Origin of the sequence: Herminiimonas fonticola (genome assembly GCF_003293745.1) — a bacterium.
Taxonomy (GTDB): Bacteria; Pseudomonadota; Gammaproteobacteria; order Burkholderiales; family Burkholderiaceae_D; genus Oxalicibacterium; species Oxalicibacterium fonticola.
The window spans coordinates 104,125-124,315 of the sequence record NZ_PTLZ01000004.1 but is presented as its reverse complement, the minus strand read 5'-3'; the positions used below and the strand labels follow the sequence as shown (position 1 = coordinate 124,315).

The following is a 20,191-nucleotide window of genomic DNA, read 5'->3' as shown; positions in this document are numbered from 1 at the left end:
TTACCTCGCGACTATTATTTAAAATCGTTTGTGAGTTTGCCGATACCGGCAATCTCGATCTCGATGACGCTGTTCGGCTTCATCGAGCCGACACCAACAGAGGTGCCGCACAGGATGATGTCGCCAGGATTCAGCGTCATGTCGGCGGAAATCAGACTCACCAGTTGCTGGACCGAAAAGCGCATGTCGCTGATCGGATAGTCTTGACGGATATCGCCATTCAGAATTGTTTTGACGACCAGTGTGGTCGGGTCGATGCCAGTTGCCACAACAGGGCCGAATGGGCAGAAGGTATCCAGACCTTTTGCACGGACCCACTGTGCGAACGATGCATCGCGGTTCAGGATGTCGGCAACAGTTACGTCGTTAGCGACGGTGTAACCGAACACGTAATCCAAAGCATCTGCTTCGGAAACGCGCTTGGCTGTTTTGCCGATCACGATACCGAGTTCACCTTCAAAGACAATTTTTTCGTCTGTAGGCGGCTTCTCGATTGTTTCGCCTGGATTCAAATACGAGTTTGGCGATTTGATCAGATACAAAGGTTCGGCTGGATCTGCCAAATTCAATTTTTTTGCCAAGGCGTGGAAGTTGTTCCACATCGCGATGATTTTGGTTGGCTCGGTAGGCATCAACACTTTGACGTCATTAAGATTCAAGACAGTGCTGGTTTTGACCGGATTGGCATACATGTCGCCTGTGTAAACTTGAATGCTGTCGCCTTCAAGCGTACCGAATTGTGTATTACCTGCGTGACTAAAACGAATCCAATGCTGTGACATTTGTGGCTCTTTTCTTTAAATTTCGAAACTTGTACTGTTACTCAACGGAGTACCTGTGCGAACTTGCGTTCTAACGCGATCACATCCGGCGTGCGCAGTAGGCGCATCAGCATGTGTAACTATCTCTACAAAAAACACTGGGTATTCTCTGTAGAGATAACACTCCTCATGCAAGAGGAGTGTTAAGACCTTCTTATTACAGAACCGATTTCAGCAAACGGCCCATTTCAGCTGGGTTACGTGTGACTTTGATGCCGCACGCTTCCATCACAGCCAGTTTCTCTTGCGCAGTACCTTTACCACCGGAAATAATCGCACCGGCGTGGCCCATGCGTTTGCCTTCTGGTGCTGTTACGCCAGCGATGAAACCGATAACTGGTTTCTTCATGTTGTCTTTGATCCAGCGTGCGCAGGTTTCTTCTGCATCGCCACCGATTTCGCCAACCATGATGACTGCATCAGTGTCCGGATCGTCATTGAACATGCGCAGGATGTCGACGTGTTTCAAACCGCTGACTGGATCGCCACCGATACCAACCACGGTCGATTGGCCGAGGCCGAATTCAGCCAATTGACCCGCTGCTTCATAGGTCAGTGTGCCCGAGCGCGAAACCACGCCGATGCGGCCTTTCTTGTGGATGTGACCCGGCATGATGCCGATCTTGATTTCGTCAGGTGTAATCAAGCCTGGGCAGTTCGGTCCGAGCAGCAAGGTTTTTTTGCCTTCCATGCGTGCTTTGGTACGAATCATGTCGCGCACTGGAATACCTTCGGTGATGCAGATAACCAAATCGATGCCAGCATCAACTGCTTCATCGATTGCAGCTGCAGCGAATGGAGGCGGAACATAAATAACCGAAACGGTTGCGCCTGTTTCTGCTTTCGCTTCAGCGACGGATGCGTAAATAGGTACGCCTTCAAACGATTCGCCAGGTTTCTTTGGGTTCACTCCAGCAACGAAACAGTTTTTACCGTTTGCGTATTCGATACACATTTTGGTATGGAACTGACCGGTTTTACCGGTGATGCCTTGGGTGATAACTTTAGTATCTTTATTGATCAGGATTGACATGCTTATTTCCCCTGTGCTGCGTTGACGACTTTTTCAGCCGCTTCAGCCATGTTGTTTGCAGTGATGATAGGAAGACCGGATTCAGCCAGAATCTTCTTGCCCAGTTCTTCATTGGTGCCCGCCATGCGAACGACCAGTGGAACGGTCAGATCAACCTGTTTCGCTGCTGCGATCACGCCTTGTGCGATCACGTCGCACTTCATGATGCCGCCGAAGATGTTGACCAGAATCGCTTTGATGTCCGGGTTTTTCAACATGATCTTGAATGCTTCGGTGACTTTCTCAGTCGTCGCACCACCGCCGACGTCGAGGAAGTTGGCTGGCGAACCGCCGTACAACTTGATGACGTCCATGGTTGCCATTGCCAAACCAGCGCCGTTCACCAGGCAGCCGATGTTGCCGTCGAGCGAGATGTAGGTCAGGTCGAATTTCGACGCTTCGATTTCAGCTGGATCTTCTTCGTCCAGATCGCGCATTTCAACGATTTCTGGATGACGATACATTGCGTTCGAATCGAAATTGAATTTCGCGTCGAGTGCAACGATACGGTCGTCGCCGGTGACGATCAATGGATTGATCTCAGCCAGCGATGCATCGGTTTCGTCGAATGCCTTGTACAAGCCTTGCATGAATGCGCGCGCTTGTGGAACCGAACCTTCAGGTACGCCGATTTTGCGGGCGATATCATCAGCCTCGCTATCGAGCAAACCCTTGACTGGATCGATGAATACCTTGTGGATTTTTTCAGGAGTATGTTCAGCGACGTGCTCGATGTCCATGCCGCCTTCGCTGGATGCCATCAGAGCAACGCGTTGGCTAGCACGATCAACGACCATACCGACGTACAGTTCTTTTTTGATGTCAGCGCCTTCTTCGATCAGCAAGCGCTTGACCAAACGACCTTCAGGACCGGTTTGATGCGTCACCAATGTCATGCCGAGAATGTCGTTCGCATATTTGCGTACTTCATCGAGCGACTTGGCAACTTTAACGCCGCCACCTTTACCGCGGCCGCCAGCGTGAATCTGTGCTTTTACAACCCAGACTTTACCGCCCAGATTTTCAGCAGCTTTAACAGCCTCATCTACGGAAAAACATGGAAAGCCTTTTGGTGTCGTAACACCGTACTTACGCAGTATTTCTTTTCCTTGATACTCGTGGATATTCATGATCGTCCTTGTTGATAATCAATTTTTTGCAGCAATTCGCTACGATAAAATTATTTTTTGCATTAAATCCACGCAAAAACCGCCGGTCTTTCTAGCAGAAAGAAAGTTATTTTAACAGTTGCCAAATCGAATAGAAAACGGTGACCGGGATTGTGCGAGAAGCGTCTCTCGAACTCCTTGACCAAGGTTAAGATTCGATACTTGTCGTCAGTTAAATCAACTTACTTACTCAGTAATTGACTTACAGGTCGACACCAGTGTAAACGACACTAGGGCAGCGATTCAAAAATCGCCTTTGGATACAACAAATTGAGTGAGCTCCTACTGTACGCGGCGCAACATCGAACCGATCAGTTGATGTACGCAGTACAGTTGACTTGCATCAGAGCACAATTGCATCAGGTCATGATGAATAGCGCATGATGCATGTGCTCAAACGCCGACTTCGCCCCGCTGGATTTCCGCCCAATTTACCGGACGGGTCACGCGGGTACCGCTCGCTGTCATGTTTTCATAGCAGCGTGCTTTGGCAGCTTGTATTGCTTCAATCAGGAAATCAGCTTCATATACTTTGAGCAGATGCGCCTGGCAGGTCTCCAGATAATGTTGAAGACGCTTGCGCCCGCCCGAGATGGTAGCGAGATCATCGCCTGTGTTCGCATCCCAGTACCAGCTCAAACCAAGTTCATAGAACGCCGCGTTATAGGCGTTACGGTGCAGATCGGCTGCATCATCTGCAGAATATTGATCAAACGCGGCTGTGAACATGGCAAGTCTCCTGTCTGTATTTTGATACTCGTTCAGAGATGTTTTCCAAACTTGAGTTGCATCTTAGGGCGAAAAAATGATTAGGCATAGTTAAAGTATTTAATCATAATGATTCCCTCTGGCTTATACATGCACTACCCCACCCCATGAAAAATGCAACACTCAGGCAATTAAAGGTTTTTGAGACGGTAGCTCGCCATTTGAGTTTTTCGCGCGCGGCGGAAGAACTGCATCTGACGCAGCCTGCCGTGTCCACGCAAGTCAAAAAACTGGAAGATCACGCCGGCCTCGCCCTGTTCGAGCAACTGGGGAAGAAAATCTATCTGACACCCGCTGGCGCCGAATTATTGAACTACAGCCGGGCCATCATCCAGCAGTTCCAGGAAGCCGAAGACGCAATGACGCAGTTCAAGGGCGTCACTGGCGGCAAACTGAACGTCGCCGTGATCAGCGCCGGGGATTACTTCTTTCCGCGCCTGCTGGTCGAGTTCGCGCGCAGCCATCAGGGCGTGACACTGAATCTGTCCGTTCATAATCGCGAAGGTTTGTTAAGTCAGATGACCAACAACCTGACCGACATTGCGATCATGGTGCGACCGCCAACCGACATGGATACGATCAATGAGGCTTTTGCACCGCACCCCTATGTGATTGTGGCGGCCCCCGACCATCATCTGGTGAACAAGAAAAAAATTCCGATGAGCACGCTGATACACGAACCTTTTGTTGTCAGAGAAAAGGGATCGGATACCTGGCATTCGATGGAAGACGGCTTCGGCGAACGTATCAACGACATCAATATCGCGATGGAAATCAAGAGTACTGAGACCATCAAGCAGGCCGTTATCGCAGGCATGGGCATCAGCTTTTTATCCGCACATACCATCAGTCTGGAATTGCAGGCCGGCAGCCTAGCGGTGCTGGATGTGGAAGGTTTCCCGGTAATGCTGAACTGGTATGTCGTGCATCGCAAAAACAAGCGACTGCCGCCGGTCGCGCAAGCATTCAGAAAATTTCTATTGGAAGAAGGACCGGAGTTAATCGAACGCATCATTCGCTACAACCCTAAACCGGGCAATCAGTTGAGCGACCTTCCTGTCAAAGCCAAGGGAAGAAAGAAGTAGTAGCTAAAAAAACTGCTGCAGAATTAAAAAAGCCAGACTGTCATTTATCGACAGTCTGGCTTTTTATTGCATGTATTTTTACTGCATCAAATTTTTACAGGCGCTTACACGATTTTCAAAACGATCTTGCCGATATGCGTACTGCTTTCCATCAAGGCATGCGCTTGCGCTGCATCTTCCAGTGCGAAAGTTTGATACACGACAGGCTTGATCTTCCCTGACTCGATCAGCGGCCAGACTTTGGTACGCAATTGATCGGCAATCGCTGCCTTGAACGCGACCGGACGTGCGCGCAAGGTAGAGCCGGTGATCGTCAAGCGACGCAACATGACTTGTCCCAGACTGAGTGTTGCCTTGTTGCCGCCCGCCAGCGCGATGAATACCAGGCGACCATCGTCAGCCAGGCAATTGATTTCACGCGCCACATAATCGCCGCCTATGATGTCGAGAATCACATCGACGCCTTTGCCATTGGTCGCAGCCTTGACGACTTCGACAAAATCCTCAGTCTTGTAGTTAATGCCTTTCTCGGCACCAAGTACTTCACAGGCGCGGCATTTTTCCTCGCTACCAGCGGTTGCAAATACGCGATGGCCGAGCGCAGTGGCGATCTGAATTGCCGTCACGCCGATACCGGAGGTGCCGCCCTGCACCAGCAAGGTTTCGTTGCCGGTCAAACCGACGCGATCAAAAACATTGCTCCAGACGGTAAAAAATGTTTCCGGCAACGAAGCCGCTTCCACCACATCCAAACCTTTGGGAATCGGCAAACATTGTTCGACAGGTGCGGTACAGTATTCTGCGTAACCGCCGCCTTGCGCGAGTGCGCACACCATGTCGCCGATTTTAAAACCGCTGTCTGCAAGATCTCCACCGACTACTTCACCGGCGATTTCCAGGCCTGGAATATCCGACGCGCCTTTTGGCACAGCATAACTGCCAAGTCGCTGCCATACGTCAGGACGATTGATGCCAGCCGCATGCACCTTGATCAGCAGCTCGCCAGCCTTGGGTTCAGGCCTAGGGCGCTCGCAGAGTTGCAATACATCAGGAGGGCCGGGCTGGGTGATTTCGATCGCGCGCATGGTAATCCTTTATTGTGAAGATGTTGAAGGCAGCAAGGATATTCGATAATCACGTCCTCTGCCAGAGATCGAAGTGCGGCCTAGCCAAAGCACCTTGGCCTTTCTCTACCGTTTTACCTTCAATTGCCTTACTTGACCACGCGTCCCGCCATAGGCGAAGACGGCGAAGCAGAGAAACGTTTGGCGATACGACCGGCCAGATAAGCGTTGCGACCAGCATCGATACCAAGTTTCATCGCATGTGCCATACGCACAGGATCTTGTGCGCCGGCAATCGCGGTGTTCATCAAGACGCCGTCGCAACCGAGTTCCATCGCAATCGCAGCATCGGATGCGGTACCTACGCCAGCATCAACGATGACAGGGACTTTGGATTGTTCGATGATCAGCGATAGATTCCATGGATTCAGAATACCCATGCCGGAGCCGATCAAGGAAGCCAGCGGCATGATGGCGGCGCAACCGATGTCTTCCAGCATGCGCGCCTGAATCGGGTCGTCGCTGCAATACACCATGACGTCGAAACCATCCTTGACCAGGGTCTCAGCAGCTTTCAAGGTTTCCGGCATGTTCGGGAACAAGGTCTTTTCATCGCCGAGTACTTCGAGTTTGCAGAGTTTGTGACCGCCGAGGATTTCACGGCCCAGTTGCAAGGTATAAACCGCATCGGCGGCGTTGTAGCAGCCAGCAGAGTTAGGCAGCAAAGTGAATTCGGAAGGCGGCAAGACATCAAGCAGGCTCGGTGCATTCGGGTCCTGGCCGATGTTGACGCGACGAATCGCGACAGTGACAATTTGTGCACCGCTGGCCAGACTGGCTTCGCGCGTTTCGTTCAAATCCTTGTATTTGCCGCTACCGACCAGCAGACGTGAACGGTAAGGTGTGCCGGCGATAACGAAGGGTTCATCGGTGAATGTTGGGGTGCTCATGGAGGTCCTGTTTCGATGATTCAAGTAGATACGTAAAAACACACAAGGCAGCTTGTGGCTGCCTTGTGTTTGCTTCAATGATCAACCGCCGCCGATAGCGCGCACGATATCGACACAATCGGCAGTCTGTAACTGCCGCTGCTGCCACAGATGACGTGGCACGATTTCGCGATTGATAGCAACGGCGACTGCCTTGCCTGACAAAGACAAGTCGTCAATCAACTCTTCCACGCTTTTATGCGCGTCGAGTTGATGCGGCGATCCATTGAGTTCAATTTTTATCATTACTGCTTTTGATAAATTTCCGAACCGCTTTTCACAAACTCAATTGATTTCACTTCCATGCCTTTTTTCAAAGCCTGAATTTCCGTGATGCCTTGTTGAGCTGCGTATTCGCGTACTTCCTGCGTGATTTTCATCGAGCAGAAATGCGGCCCGCACATGGAACAGAAGTGTGCAACTTTGGCTGAGTCTTTCGGCAAAGTTTCATCATGGAATTCGCGCGCCTTGTCCGGATCGAGACCGATGTTGAACTGATCGTCCCAACGGAATTCGAAACGCGCTTTCGACAATGCATTGTCGCGTATCTGTGCACCGATATGACCTTTCGCCAAGTCCGCAGCATGCGCGGCAATCTTGTAAGTGATGATGCCGTCCTTGACGTCGACCTTGTTCGGCAAACCGAGATGCTCTTTCGGTGTGACATAACAAAGCATAGCCGTACCGTACCAGCCGATTTGCGCAGCGCCGATACCGGACGTGATGTGGTCGTAACCAGGTGCGATGTCGGTCGTCAATGGTCCCAGCGTGTAGAACGGCGCTTCATGACACTGCTCCAGTTGCAGATCCATGTTTTCCTTGATCAGATGCATAGGCACATGACCCGGGCCTTCGATCATTACTTGCACGTCGTGCTTCCATGCAATCTGTGTCAGTTCACCCAATGTTTTCAATTCGCCGAGTTGCGCTTCATCGTTGGCGTCGTAGATAGAACCTGGACGCAAACCATCGCCGAGACTGAAGGACACGTCGTAGGCTTTCATGATTTCGCAGATGTCTTCAAAGTGTTCGTACAGGAAGGATTCCTTGTGATGCGCGAGACACCATTTCGCCATAATAGAACCGCCGCGTGACACGATACCTGTCATGCGTTTTGCAGTCATAGGCACATAGCGCAGCAACACGCCGGCGTGGATAGTAAAGTAATCGACGCCCTGCTCTGCTTGTTCAATCAGCGTGTCACGGAAGATTTCCCATGTCAGGTCTTCGGCCTTGCCGTTGACCTTTTCCAGCGCCTGATAAATCGGTACGGTGCCGATAGGTACAGGTGAATTGCGGATGATCCATTCACGTGTTTCATGTATGTGTTTGCCAGTCGACAAATCCATCACGTTGTCGCCGCCCCAACGAATTGCCCACGTCATTTTTTCAACTTCTTCACCGATCGAAGAAGTGACTGCCGAGTTGCCGATGTTGGCGTTGATCTTGACCAGGAAATTACGGCCGATGATCATAGGCTCAATTTCAGGATGGTTGATGTTGGCCGGAATGATGGCGCGGCCGCGAGCGATTTCGCTGCGTACGAATTCGGCTGTAATTTCTTGCGGAATTGACGCGCCGAACGATTGACCCGGATGTTGACGTCCCATCAGCTCGGCGAGCTTTTCGCCCTTAGGTCCGGATTGCTTCAGCTCTTCCAGATAGGCACGGCGATTCATGTTTTCACGAATCGCAACGTATTCCATTTCCGGCGTGATGATCCCTTGGCGTGCGTAATGCATCTGTGACACATTTTTGCCAGCGAGTGCACGACGCGGTTTGCGATGCAGGTTGAAACGCAATTCTGCGAGCTTGGGATCGTTCAGACGTTCGATACCGTATTCGGATGTCGGACCGGCCAATTCTTCGGTGTCCTTGCGCTCCAGTATCCACGGCAGACGTGGCGTATCGAGACCGGAACGGATATCGATCTTTGCTTCCGGATCAGTATATGGGCCTGACGTATCGTAGACATAAATCGCCGGGTTTTTTTCAAAGCCGAACGAGGCCGCAGTATCGGATTGCGTGATCTTGCGCATAGGCACGCGAATATCAGGACGCGAACCTTGAATATAAACTTTGGTGGAATTTGGCAATGGTTGAATCGCTGCTTCATCTACCGTGGCGGTAGCGGACAGGAATTTCGGGTTGGCATTCATTTTGGCTCCTTGGCTAACTACAAATTGGCTTGGAGCCAGCTAAGGAGGTTTCGGGAACATGCATCGCATTCAATTTTGACTTCGATAAATACAATTCGAATTTTCGGATGCAATACACGTTCTCGGTAGCTTCCCTTCGCTGGCATTATCCAGATCAGGTTCAAGGGTTTTTCTCACCCGGCAAATGCGGAACGCATCTGCCTAGGACCCCTAGCTTCTTACTTCTACAACAGGTCAATCAAACTACGACTCGTAGTCTATGTCATAAAACGGCTATGTCAATTGACCCATGTCAGATTTTTACATCTGACATGAATGAGTTATTGCAACTCAACAACTCATTCATGTCAGTTCTGAAAAACGGCAGACACACCGTCTTTCAGAAACTGCTTACTCCTAAACTTTTACTTCAGATTACTTAACTGTTGCGATGTGCAACAGATTGGTCGTACCGGACTCACCAAATGGCAAGCCAGCCGAAATCGCGATGTATTCGCCTTTTTTGGCAAAGCCTTCGCGCACGGCTGCCGTCACTGCTTCGCTGACCATTTCGTCAACCGAATGCACGTCCTTGCCGACGATCGAGTGAATGCCCCAGACCCAAGCCAGGCGACGCGCGGTTTTGAGTTCCGGCGTGATGCTGAGAATCGAAGTATTCGGACGAACACGTGCAGCGCTCATGCTGGTGCTGCCGGACTTGGTGTAAGTCACAGTGCACGCTGCGTTGAGCGAAGTAGTTGTGTCGAGCAAGGCGATGCAGATCGCATCTTCCGGCGTTGCACGTGGCGCAACTTGTTGTGCATCCAGCAGGTTGCGGTAAACCGGATCGGATTCCACTTCCTTGATGATCGCGTCCATCATTTGCACGGCACGAACAGGATTCTTACCGCTAGCCGATTCAGCCGACAGCATGACAGCATCAGCGCCTTCGTAGATCGCGGTGGCGACGTCAGAAGCTTCTGCACGCGTTGGCATAGGCGACTCGGTCATCGATTCCAGCATGTGCGTAGCAACGATGGTTGGGCGACCATATTTGCGCGAAACACGGATGATTTCTTTTTGTGCGCGTGGCACTTGCGAGATCGGCAGTTCAACACCCAGATCACCACGAGCAACCATGACGGAATCAGATGCTTTGCAAATTGCATCGATGTCCAGCATTGCAGCAGGCTTTTCAATCTTCGATTGAATCAAAGCGCGATCACCAATGATCTTGCGTGCATCTTCAATATCGGAAACTTGCTGCACGAAAGACAGCGCAACCCAGTCCACGCCCAAGGACAGAGCGAATTCCAGATCGATCAGATCTTTCGGTGTCATTGCAGGAATCGGCAGGATCGCGTCAGGAACATTGACGCCTTTGCGGTTAGAAATCTTGCCGCCTGTGGTCACACGAGTGACGATACGGTCACCCGAGTTGCTTTCGATCGAGACGCGAATTTTACCGTCGTCGAATAGCAGGTTCTGACCAGCTGCAACGGCAGCAAACAATTCAGGATGCGGCAAGTACACACGTGTTGCATCGCCTGGCGTTTGGTCGCGGTCGAGCACAAATTGTTCGCCTTCTGTCAGCACAGCGGAGTCGCCAGCAAACGTACCCAGACGAATCTTAGGGCCTTGCAAATCAGCGAGAATCGAAACAGGACGGCCGTACTTGGTTTCCAGGCCACGAACGATTTCGTGACGTGCGCGGTGATCTTCATGCGAACCATGGCTGAAGTTGAAGCGGAACATATCCACGCCAGCTTCAAACAGTGCGCTGATGGTTGCGACATCATTACTTGCAGGGCCCAGGGTAGCAACGATTTTTGCTTTGCGATTACGTCTCATGACAGGTCTTCTTCTTAAGTGAAAAATTAAAAAATGGAAACCGCTATGCTTGCACTCAAAACACAGCGACGAATAAATTACAAAATCAGGATGGCGCGGAAATCGTTAACGTTGGTGCGGGTCGGGCCACTGACAATCAAATCGCCCAACGCACTGAAGAAACCGTAACCGTCATTATTTTCCAGCATTGCTTTCGCGTTATGTCCTGCAGCGGCAGCACGTGCGATCGAATCCGGTTGATAGATCGCGCCGGCGTTATCTTCCGAACCATCGATACCATCGGTATCGCAGGCCAGCGCATAGATATCAGGCGCACCGTTCAACGCAACTGCCAGACTCAACAGGAATTCTGCATTGCGACCGCCACGGCCTTTGCCGCGCACTGTCACTGTGGTTTCGCCGCCAGACAAGATCACGCAAGGTTTGGCGAATGGTTGACCATACTTCGCGACCTGTTTTGCCAACGCAGCATGAACAGAACCGACATCGCGCGACTCACCTTCCAGATCATTCGACAAAATGTACGGCGTGATGCCGGCTGCGCGTGCTTTTTCTGCAGCGGCTTCCAGCGCGTGTTGCGCGGTTGCGATCACGTGATGTTCATTGCGTGCGAAGCGTGCATCGCCTGGCTTCGGTGTTTCGCCGGCGCCGGATTCAAGATGCTGCAGGATGTTGTCTGGAATCTCGATCTTGTATTTTTTCAGGATCGCGAGCGATTCTGCACAAGTGGTTGGATCAGGCAAGGTAGGACCGCTGGCGATCACGCCAGGATCATCGCCAGGCACGTCAGAGATCAGCAGCGTGACGACGCGTGCTGGCGCGCAAGCCAAACCAAGGCGACCGCCTTTGATTGATGAAAGGTGCTTGCGCACGCAGTTCATTTCAGAAATCGTTGCGCCGCTTTTCAGCAGGGCTTTGTTCAATGCCTGTTTTTGTTCCAGCGAGATGCCTTCACCCGGCAAGCTCAACAGCGCAGAACCGCCACCGGTAATCAGACACAACACGAGGTCGTCTTCGGTCAAACCTTTGACCAGTTCCAGCATGCGACCGGCAGCTTGACGACCAGCTTCATCCGGCACTGGATGTGCGGCTTCAACGACTTCGATTTGCTTGCAGTCCGCACCGTGGCCGTAACGTGTAACGATCAAACCTTCGACTTTGCCTGGCCATGTGTCTTCAACTACTTTGGCCATCGCAGCAGCACCTTTACCGGCGCCGATCACCAATGTGCGACCTTTGACCGATTGCTTCGGCAGGTAGGCGGGCATGCACTTCTGTGCGCTCACGGCTTCTACCGCGGTTGCATACAGGTCGTTTAAAAATTGACGTGGGGCTATCGACATGTGGCGAGAATATTCCTAAGAATTGGGGAAGTGCGTATTAAATCTGTGGTGCAAATCTTGTGATGCAAACTATGTGATGCTTTATTTGATTCACTGCGCGTAAAAACCGCGAGAATCAAACCGGCATTGCATACAAGCGCAATGCCGGTTGAACGACTATCGAAACGAAATTACGCTTTAGCGATTTCGTGGTTCGACATGATTTCAATCGCGCGGCACAGTGCCGAGTGATCGAGACCGCTCATGCCGTTAGCTGCGCATGCATTCATCAGCTCTTGCGTAGCAGCTGTGTTTGGCAAGGAAACACCCATTGCTTTTGCGCCTTGCAATGCAAGGTTCAAATCTTTTTGGTGCAACTCGATACGGAAGCCTGGGTTGAACGTACGTTTGATCATGCGTTCGCCATGTACTTCCAGAATGCGCGAGTTAGCAAAGCCGCCCATCAATGCTTGACGAACTTTCGCTGGATCTGCGCCTGCTTTCGAAGCGAACAACAATGCTTCGGAAACAGCTTGAATGTTCAATGCAACGATGATCTGGTTCGCCACTTTAGTGGTTTGACCGTCGCCGTTACCGCCGACCAGAGTGATGTTTTTACCCATCAATTCGAACAATGGTTTGACGGTTGCAAATGCTGCTTCCGAACCACCGATCATGATGGTTAACGAAGCTGCTTTCGCGCCGACTTCACCACCGGATACTGGTGCATCCAGGTATTCGCAACCCAGAGCGTTAATTTTTTTAGCGAATTCTTTGGTAGCGATAGGCGAGATCGAGCTCATGTCGACCACGATTTTGCCTTTGGACAAACCAGCTGCAACGCCATTTGCGCCAAACAGAACTGCGTCCACGTGCGGGGTATCCGGCACCATGGTGATGATGATGTCTGCGTTTTTAGCAACGTCAGCACCCGATGCGCAAACAGTTGCGCCGCCATCGATTAGTTCTTGTGCTGGTGCTTTTTGATCATGCAAAAACAGTTGGTGACCACCCTTTTGCAGGTTCAGCGCCATTGGTGCGCCCATGATACCCAAACCAATAAATCCAACTTTTGCCATGACTGACTCCTGATTATTTAAGTGTAATAAAACGTACCCAGTAAAAATACCAAGCGGCCCGATGTCGGACCGCTCAGTATGCTTAGAGACGCTACATTATAGACCGTGCGCTGCGCGCCAGCCCAATCCTTCTACCGTACCAGCTTTAGGCTTGTACTCACAACCGATCCAACCCTTGTAACCGATTTCATCCAGGAACTTGAACAGGAAGGTGTAGTTGATTTCACCTGTACCTGGTTCAAAACGACCTGGATTGTCTGCCAGTTGCAGATGAGGAATCACCGCGAGGTTGTTCTTCATCGTGTTCGCCAACTCACCTTCCATGCGTTGCATGTGATAGATGTCGTATTGGAAGAACAGGTTATCGGAACCGACTTTGGCAATGATGTCCAGAGTCTGTTTGGTGCCGGTCAAGAAGAAGCCAGGGATATCGAATGTGTTGATCGCTTCGATCAACAATGGGATACCTTCTGCTTTCAATTTGGCAGCTGCATATTTCAAGTTGGCAACCAGAGTCGCTTCTGCTTGTTCATGCGTTACGCCAGCAGGCACGATACCGGACAGGATGTTGACTTGTTTGGTGCCGAGCACTTTGACGTATTCAATTGCTTTATCTACGCCAGCCTTGAATTCTTCTACACGATCCGGATGGCAAGCGATACCGCGCTCACCACCAGCCCAGTTACCGGCTGGCAGATTGTGCAGAACCATTTCCAGATTGTTTTCCTTCAATTTCGCAGCGACATCAGCCGCTGGGAAATCGTATGGAAACAGGAATTCAACGCCTTTGAAGCCATTCTTTGCAGCTTGTTCAAAGCGGTCCATGAATGGAACCTCGTTGAACAGCATCGTCAGATTAGCAGCAAGTTTCGTCATCTTAAGCACCCTTAACGTCGAGGATTTCTTCGAATTCGTTGATCGCGTTGATTTCGGTGCCCATCGCGATGTTGGTTACGCGTTCGAGGATGATTTCAACCACGACTGGTACTTTGAATTCTTTGATCCATTCTTGTGCTTTACGCAGCGCAGGTTGGATGTCGTCTGGGTTATAGACGCGAATTGCTTTACAGCCGAGGCCTTCAGTAACTTTAACGTGATCAACACCGTACGAAGCGTTTTCGGTCGAGTTGATGTTGTCGAATGCCAGCGATACGCAGTAGTCCATTGTGAACATACGTTGTGCTTGACGGATCAGGCCCAGGTACGAGTTGTTCACCAACACGTGAATGTATGGCAGGTTGAATTGCGCGCCAGCTGCCAGTTCTTCGATCAGGAACTGGAAGTCGTAATCGCCTGTGATAGCAACGATTTCGCTGGTTGGATCTGCAGCCCGGACACCCAGAGCAGCCGGGATAGTCCAGCCCAATGGACCTGCTTGACCGCAGTTGATCCAGTTACGTTCCTTGTACACGTGCAGGAATTGACCTGCAGCGATTTGCGACAAACCGATGTTCGAAACATAGCGCGCTGTTTTGCCGAACACTGTGTTCATTTCTTGGTAAACACGTTGTGGTTTGATAGGCGTTACGTCGAAATCAGTTTTACGCAACATGGTGCGTTTGCGTTCTTGGCACTCAGCCAACCATGCATCACGGTTTTTCAGTTTGCCGGCAGCTTTCAATTCTTTCGCTACTTCGATCATCAATTTCAGTGCTGCGCCAGCGTCGGAAGTGATACCGAGGTCTGGGCCAAACACGCGACCGATTTGTGTCGGTTCGATGTCGATGTGTACGAATTTACGATCTTTAGTGAAGACGTCGATAGAACCGGTGAAACGGTTAGCCCAACGGTTACCGATACCGAATGCGAAGTCCGAAGCCAGCATTGTCGCGTTACCGTAACGGTGCGAAGTTTGCAGACCAACCATACCGACCATCAGTGGATGATCATCAGGTACTGTGCCCCAGCCCATCAGGGTTGGAACGACAGGAACATTAACCAGCTCAGCGAATTCGAGCATCAATGGTGTTGCGTTTGCATTGATCACGCCGCCGCCGGAAATCAGCAATGGACGCTCTGCAGCGTTCAACATGGTGATTGCAGCTTCGATTTGTTTGCGGGTCGCTGCTGGTTTGTAGACTGGCAACGGCTCGTACAGATCTGGATCGAATTCGATTTCAGCAACTTGCACGTCGAACGGCAAATCGATCAGCACTGGGCCTGGACGGCCTGAACGCATGATGTGGAAAGCTTGTTGGAACACTTGCGGAACCAATGCTGGCTCGCGAACCATGACCGACCATTTGGTTACTGGCTTGGAGATTGTTTCGATATCAACAGCTTGGAAATCTTCTTTGTGCAAACGTGCACGTGGCGCTTGACCAGTGACGCACAAGATTGGAATCGAATCAGCGATTGCCGAGTACAGACCGGTGATCATGTCTGTGCCGCCAGGACCCGAAGTAGCGAGCGCAACACCGATGTTGCCAGTTTTGGCGCGGGTGTAACCCTCAGCCATGTGGGTCGCGCCTTCTACGTGGCGAGCCAGAATGTGTTTGATCGTGCCTTGCTTTTGCATGGCGGAGTAAAACGGGTTGATAGCTGCGCCTGGTACGCCGAACGCCTGATCAATGCCTTCTTTCTGCATTACCCAAACTGCTGCTTGGGCTGCTGTCATCTTTGCCATTACTGTATCTCCATTGAAATGAAATTTTCCTGATGTGTATAGTAATTCTAATGTGTTAAATTTAGAATACGACTATTAATTAACCAATTAAATACTTAAAGTATCGAATGGATAAGCTCAAACAGATAGAAGCCTTTGTGATGGCGGTCGAACATAACAGCTTCGCCGCAGCCGCATTGGCCTTGCAAGTCACCCCCGTCATGGTCGGGCGCCGCATTGACACTTTAGAAAAACGCCTCGGCGTTCGCCTGCTGCACCGCTCCACACGTAGGCTAGCTCTCACCGAAGAAGGTTCCGTCTATCTGGAACATTGCCGCAAAATGCTGGGAGAACTGGATCTGGCGGAAAGCGCGCTCTCAGCAGGCAATAACAAAGTCACCGGGCATCTGATCATTTCTGCCCCTGCATCTTTCGGTCGCCAACACGTAGCACCGTATGCACAGGAATTTCTGGAACAACATCCCGGGCTCAAAATGTCATTCAACCTGACCGATCGCGTCGTCGATCTGGTGCAAGAAGGTTATGACATGGGTATTCGTATTGGTGGCAACATCGACCCGAATTTCGTTGCCATAAAACTTGCCGCAAATAAACGTGTGGTGTGCGGCACGAAGGAATACTTCGACAAGCATGGTAAGCCAAAAACGCTGGACGATCTGGCTAATCATAATTGCCTCTCCTTTAATCTTCAAGGTGGACAGCAACGCGGCTGGTATTTTAATTACCGCGGCAAAACCGTATCGGTGCGCGCACAGGGCAGTCTGGACTGTAACGACGGCGAATTGCTGCATCGCTGGATGACGGAAGGCCTGGGCATCGCCTGGCGCTCTGTGTGGGAGATTCAAAGCCAGCTGGAAAGCGGCTTGCTGGAAACCGTGCTGGATGACTACGCGATTCCTGAATACGACATCATGGCTGTTTATCCGCAACAGAGAAACGTCCCGGCCAAGGTGCGTTTATTCATCTCGCATTTAAAAACCATGTACAGCCAGCCAGGCTATTGGAGTAGGTAAGCGTTCGCTTTTCACTTCATTAAGAATCTGCTTCGCAAGACCCCAATAAAAAAGCCCGCTTACGCGGGCTTTTTTATCGAAACATGCTTATCAGCTTCTGGACTCAAGAGTCGTCAAAACTTCATCCAGCATTTTCTTCGCATCGCCAAACAACATGCGATTGTTTTCTTTGTAGAACAGCGGATTGTCGACACCAGCGTAACCGGAAGCCATCGAACGCTTCATGACGATCGAAGTTTCAGCCTTCCAGACCTCGAGCACTGGCATACCAGCGATCGGGCTGTCCGGATCTTCTTGCGCGTCCGGATTCACGATGTCATTAGCACCGATAACCATGACTACGTCGGTATCCGGGAAGTCTTCGTTGATCTCGTCCATTTCCATCACGATGTCGTAAGGCACTTTGGCTTCAGCCAGCAACACGTTCATGTGACCAGGCATACGACCTGCAACAGGGTGGATCGCGAAACGAACCTTGGTACCTTTGGCACGCAAGAACTTGGTGATGTCGTTTACTGTGTGCTGAGCTTGTGCCACTGCCATACCGTAACCCGGCACGATGACAACGCTTTTTGCTTCACGCAGCAGTTCTGCGGTTTCTTGTGCGGAAACAGGAGTCGCTTCACCAACCTGCTCTTTAACAGCGCCGCCCGCCTTCGGAGCGCCGCCACCAAAACCACCGGCGATCACGCTGAAGAAGTTGCGGTTCATCGCTTGGCACATGATGTACGACAGAATCGCACCTGACGAACCAACCAGCGCACCAGTCACGATCAGCAAATCATTACCGAGCATGAAACCGGTAGCCGAAGCCGCCCAGCCAGAGTAGCTGTTGAGCATCGAAACCACGACCGGCATATCGGCACCACCGATCGCCATCACCATGTGTACGCCGAACAGCAAAGCGATGATGGTCATGATGATCAACGGTGTCATACCGCTGGCAACGTCTGGTGCATTCATGAACTCACGACCGAACCAGATCACGAGCAGCAAGCCGATCAGGTTGATGAAGTGACGTGCTGGCAGCATCAATGGCTTACCGCCGATTTTGCCGTTCAGTTTGCCAAACGCAATCAGGGAACCCGAGAACGTTACTGCACCGATGAAGATACCGACGTAAATTTCAACCTGGTGGATCGCTTTTTCAGCGCCTTCCAGATGGATCGACGGATCGATATAGCTGGCGAAACCAACCAAAGCTGCGGCCAGACCGACGAAACTGTGCATCAATGCGACCAGTTCCGGCATTTCGGTCATTTTGACCTTCTTGGCGGCGTACAGACCGATAGAACCACCGACGACGAGCGCAGCGATGATCCATGCGTAACCTTCAGGTGTTACACGTGGCCCAATGATGGTAGCGAGCACAGCAATGCCCATACCGATCATGCCGTAAAGGTTACCGCGACGCGAAGTTTCCGGATGCGACAAGCCACCCAGGCTGAGGATAAAAAGAATGGTTGCTCCGATGTAGGAGACAGTGGCCAGATTTGCAGACATTGTGGTCTCCTTAATTCTTACGGAACATATCAAGCATGCGACGGGTAACAGCAAAGCCACCGAACATGTTGATTGCGGTCAAAGCGATGCCAGCAGCGGCGAGGCACTTGATCAGCAGCTCGGGACGCGCCATGCCATCAGCCAACGGAGGAGCGACCTGCACCAGCGCACCGATCACGATGATCGACGAAATGGAGTTGGTAACGCTCATCAGAGGCGTATGCAATGCCGGTGTCACATTCCAGACCACCATGTAACCAATGAAGCAACCCAGTACAAACACTGTCAAGTGGCCGAGGAAAGCCGTTGGCGCGCCATAGCCAATCAAACCAAACAACAGAATGGCGAATGCAAACATGGTCGCCACGCGGGTTGGCGACGACACTTTGGTGCTAGGACCATGACCATGTGATGGCGTTGGAGCCACAACCGGTTTGGCAGCCGGAGCAGCCACTTGTTTCGGCGGTGGAGGCGGCCAGGTGATGTTGCCTTCCTTGATGACGGTCAGTCCGCGAATGGCTTCGTCTTCCATATTGACGTTGATGATGCCGTCAGTCGTCTTTTTACCTTCAGCGTCCTTGCACAGCTCTTCGGTCAAGCGCAGCAGGTTAGTTGAGTACAGCGTACTGGCCTGCTTAGGCAAACGGCTCGGCAGGTCAGTGTAACCAACGATGGTCACGCCATGTTTTACTACAACCTTGCCAGGTTCGGTCAGTTCGCAGTTGCCGCCTTGCTCGGCCGCCATATCGACGATCACGCTGCCGGGTTTCATGGACTGAACCATTTCGGCGGTTATCAGTTTCGGAGCTGGTTTGCCAGGGATCAACGCGGTGGTGATGATAATGTCGCATTCCTTGGCCTGCTGGGCGTACATCTCACGCTGCGCAGCCTGGAAACCTTCGGACATGACCTTGGCATAGCCGCCGCCGCCCGAACCTTCTTCTTCAAAATCGACCTTAACAAATTCGCCGCCCAACGATACAACTTGATCGGCCACTTCGGCACGAGTATCGTTGGCGCGCACGATGGCGCCCAGGCTGGCAGCCGTACCGATCGCAGCCAAACCGGCCACGCCAGCACCTGCGATAAATACTTTAGCCGGAGGAACCTTGCCTGCAGCCGTGATCTGGCCGTTGAAGAAACGACCGAAGGCATTGGCAGCCTCGATGACGGCGCGATAGCCACTGACACCGGCGGTGGAGGTCAAAGCATCCATCTTCTGCGCGCGCGACAACGTGCGTGGCAGCGAGTCCATAGCCAAAACGGTAACGCGCTTGGCCGCAAGCTGCTGCATCAATTCAGGATTCTGTGCCGGCCAGATGAAGCCGATCAGGGTGCTGCCTTCGCGAATCAGACCGACTTCATCGGCACTTGGAGCACGCACCTTGAAGACGATATCGGACCCGGACCACAAGTTGGCAGCGCCTTGCACGATCTGTGCGCCGGCAGCGCGGTAGGTATCGTCGCTGAAGTTAGCGTCGTCACCGGCGCCGGATTCTACGCTGACGGAAAAGCCGAGTTTGATCAGCTTTTCAACGACTTCGGGTACTGTTGCCACCCGTTTTTCCCCGGGGAATGACTCCCGCGGCACTCCTATAACTAAAGACATAATGCATCTCTCATAGTTTGTTTAAATTCTTTACTACCAGTGAAATAACGCACACGAATAAACCCGGCTCAAGCGGCACTAA

The 20,191-nt window shown here is 51.5% G+C and carries 17 protein-coding genes and 1 riboswitch; of the genes, 2 read left to right on the top strand and 15 right to left on the bottom strand.

What is annotated here, in order from left to right; translation table 11 throughout:
- Window positions 1–14: 14 nt before the first annotated feature.
- From Hfont_RS13015 to Hfont_RS13000, 4 genes are all read right to left on the bottom strand, one after another.
- Entirely contained in the window at window positions 15–782 is a 768-nt protein-coding gene (locus Hfont_RS13015; RefSeq protein WP_112992845.1) for a fumarylacetoacetate hydrolase family protein, read from the bottom strand.
- Between the two features lie 196 nt (window positions 783–978).
- Window positions 979–1,854: a succinate--CoA ligase subunit alpha gene (gene sucD / locus Hfont_RS13010; protein WP_112992844.1), complete on the bottom strand. Its 876-nt coding sequence runs from the start codon at window positions 1,852–1,854 to the stop codon at window positions 979–981.
- 2 nt (window positions 1,855–1,856) lie between these two features.
- On the bottom strand, window positions 1,857–3,023 hold the full coding sequence (sucC, locus tag Hfont_RS13005; RefSeq protein ID WP_112992843.1) for an ADP-forming succinate--CoA ligase subunit beta: 1,167 nt from the start codon (window positions 3,021–3,023) through the stop codon (window positions 1,857–1,859).
- A gap of 432 nt (window positions 3,024–3,455) precedes the next feature.
- Complete coding sequence (locus Hfont_RS13000; protein ID WP_112992842.1) at window positions 3,456–3,791, bottom strand: HAD family hydrolase; 336 nt, start codon at window positions 3,789–3,791, stop codon at window positions 3,456–3,458.
- Between the two features lie 146 nt (window positions 3,792–3,937).
- On the opposite strand from Hfont_RS13000, the gene Hfont_RS12995 reads away from it, so the two are divergent.
- A complete protein-coding gene (locus tag Hfont_RS12995; protein ID WP_112992841.1) occupies window positions 3,938–4,915 on the top strand; it encodes a LysR family transcriptional regulator in 978 nt (325 codons plus the stop codon).
- 104 nt (window positions 4,916–5,019) lie between these two features.
- Here Hfont_RS12995 and Hfont_RS12990 read toward each other — a convergent pair whose 3' ends face one another.
- From Hfont_RS12990 to gcl, 9 genes are all read right to left on the bottom strand, one after another.
- Window positions 5,020–6,000, bottom strand: a complete 981-nt coding sequence (locus Hfont_RS12990) for an NAD(P)H-quinone oxidoreductase (protein WP_112992840.1) — start codon at window positions 5,998–6,000, stop codon at window positions 5,020–5,022.
- A gap of 128 nt (window positions 6,001–6,128) precedes the next feature.
- Window positions 6,129–6,929 (bottom strand): thiazole synthase, encoded by an 801-nt coding sequence (locus tag Hfont_RS12985; RefSeq protein ID WP_112992780.1) that lies wholly within the window; start codon window positions 6,927–6,929, stop codon window positions 6,129–6,131.
- Window positions 6,930–7,010: 81 nt separating this feature from the next.
- Complete coding sequence (gene thiS, locus Hfont_RS12980) at window positions 7,011–7,214, bottom strand: sulfur carrier protein ThiS (protein WP_112992839.1); 204 nt, start codon at window positions 7,212–7,214, stop codon at window positions 7,011–7,013.
- Window positions 7,214–9,127 carry a phosphomethylpyrimidine synthase ThiC gene (thiC, locus tag Hfont_RS12975; protein ID WP_112992838.1) on the bottom strand — a complete coding sequence of 638 codons (1,914 nt, stop codon included), beginning with the start codon at window positions 9,125–9,127 and terminating at the stop codon, window positions 7,214–7,216. The genes thiS and thiC overlap by 1 nt, the downstream gene beginning before the upstream one ends.
- A 114-nt stretch (window positions 9,128–9,241) precedes the next feature.
- Window positions 9,242–9,349: riboswitch (TPP riboswitch) on the bottom strand.
- Between the two features lie 192 nt (window positions 9,350–9,541).
- A complete protein-coding gene (pyk, locus tag Hfont_RS12970; RefSeq protein ID WP_112992837.1) occupies window positions 9,542–10,957 on the bottom strand; it encodes a pyruvate kinase in 1,416 nt (471 codons plus the stop codon).
- 77 nt (window positions 10,958–11,034) lie between these two features.
- The gene (locus Hfont_RS12965; RefSeq protein ID WP_112992836.1) at window positions 11,035–12,300 is read right to left on the bottom strand and encodes a glycerate kinase type-2 family protein; all 1,266 of its coding nucleotides are present in this window, start codon (window positions 12,298–12,300) and stop codon (window positions 11,035–11,037) included.
- Window positions 12,301–12,470: 170 nt separating this feature from the next.
- A complete protein-coding gene (gene glxR / locus Hfont_RS12960; protein ID WP_112992835.1) occupies window positions 12,471–13,358 on the bottom strand; it encodes a 2-hydroxy-3-oxopropionate reductase in 888 nt (295 codons plus the stop codon).
- Window positions 13,359–13,454: 96 nt separating this feature from the next.
- Window positions 13,455–14,234, bottom strand: coding sequence for a hydroxypyruvate isomerase (gene hyi / locus Hfont_RS12955; protein ID WP_012078245.1), 780 nt, complete (start codon window positions 14,232–14,234; stop codon window positions 13,455–13,457).
- 1 nt (window position 14,235) lies between these two features.
- Complete coding sequence (gene gcl, locus Hfont_RS12950; protein ID WP_112992834.1) at window positions 14,236–15,984, bottom strand: glyoxylate carboligase; 1,749 nt, start codon at window positions 15,982–15,984, stop codon at window positions 14,236–14,238.
- Window positions 15,985–16,091: 107 nt separating this feature from the next.
- Here gcl and Hfont_RS12945 point away from each other — a divergent pair, with 107 nt between their 5' ends.
- Window positions 16,092–16,997: a LysR family transcriptional regulator gene (locus Hfont_RS12945; RefSeq protein ID WP_112992833.1), complete on the top strand. Its 906-nt coding sequence runs from the start codon at window positions 16,092–16,094 to the stop codon at window positions 16,995–16,997.
- A gap of 90 nt (window positions 16,998–17,087) precedes the next feature.
- Here the strand turns inward: Hfont_RS12945 and pntB are convergent, their stop codons facing one another.
- Together pntB and Hfont_RS12935 are read right to left on the bottom strand one after the other, a co-directional pair.
- A complete protein-coding gene (pntB, locus tag Hfont_RS12940; protein ID WP_112992832.1) occupies window positions 17,088–18,500 on the bottom strand; it encodes a Re/Si-specific NAD(P)(+) transhydrogenase subunit beta in 1,413 nt (470 codons plus the stop codon).
- 10 nt (window positions 18,501–18,510) lie between these two features.
- Window positions 18,511–20,109, bottom strand: a complete 1,599-nt coding sequence (locus tag Hfont_RS12935; protein WP_112992831.1) for a Re/Si-specific NAD(P)(+) transhydrogenase subunit alpha — start codon at window positions 20,107–20,109, stop codon at window positions 18,511–18,513.
- Window positions 20,110–20,191 lie beyond the last annotated feature (82 nt).

Coding starts and splice junctions, on each gene's coding strand:
- Hfont_RS13015 (WP_112992845.1), bottom strand. CDS start 782: ATGTCACAGCATTGGATTCGTTTTAGTCACGCAGGTAATACACAATTC.
- sucD (WP_112992844.1), bottom strand. CDS start 1,854: ATGTCAATCCTGATCAATAAAGATACTAAAGTTATCACCCAAGGCATC.
- sucC (WP_112992843.1), bottom strand. CDS start 3,023: ATGAATATCCACGAGTATCAAGGAAAAGAAATACTGCGTAAGTACGGT.
- Hfont_RS13000 (WP_112992842.1), bottom strand. CDS start 3,791: ATGTTCACAGCCGCGTTTGATCAATATTCTGCAGATGATGCAGCCGAT.
- Hfont_RS12995 (WP_112992841.1), top strand. CDS start 3,938: ATGAAAAATGCAACACTCAGGCAATTAAAGGTTTTTGAGACGGTAGCT.
- Hfont_RS12990 (WP_112992840.1), bottom strand. CDS start 6,000: ATGCGCGCGATCGAAATCACCCAGCCCGGCCCTCCTGATGTATTGCAA.
- Hfont_RS12985 (WP_112992780.1), bottom strand. CDS start 6,929: ATGAGCACCCCAACATTCACCGATGAACCCTTCGTTATCGCCGGCACA.
- thiS (WP_112992839.1), bottom strand. CDS start 7,214: ATGATAAAAATTGAACTCAATGGATCGCCGCATCAACTCGACGCGCAT.
- thiC (WP_112992838.1), bottom strand. CDS start 9,127: ATGAATGCCAACCCGAAATTCCTGTCCGCTACCGCCACGGTAGATGAA.
- pyk (WP_112992837.1), bottom strand. CDS start 10,957: ATGAGACGTAATCGCAAAGCAAAAATCGTTGCTACCCTGGGCCCTGCA.
- Hfont_RS12965 (WP_112992836.1), bottom strand. CDS start 12,300: ATGTCGATAGCCCCACGTCAATTTTTAAACGACCTGTATGCAACCGCG.
- glxR (WP_112992835.1), bottom strand. CDS start 13,358: ATGGCAAAAGTTGGATTTATTGGTTTGGGTATCATGGGCGCACCAATG.
- hyi (WP_012078245.1), bottom strand. CDS start 14,234: ATGACGAAACTTGCTGCTAATCTGACGATGCTGTTCAACGAGGTTCCA.
- gcl (WP_112992834.1), bottom strand. CDS start 15,984: ATGGCAAAGATGACAGCAGCCCAAGCAGCAGTTTGGGTAATGCAGAAA.
- Hfont_RS12945 (WP_112992833.1), top strand. CDS start 16,092: ATGGATAAGCTCAAACAGATAGAAGCCTTTGTGATGGCGGTCGAACAT.
- pntB (WP_112992832.1), bottom strand. CDS start 18,500: ATGTCTGCAAATCTGGCCACTGTCTCCTACATCGGAGCAACCATTCTT.
- Hfont_RS12935 (WP_112992831.1), bottom strand. CDS start 20,109: ATGTCTTTAGTTATAGGAGTGCCGCGGGAGTCATTCCCCGGGGAAAAA.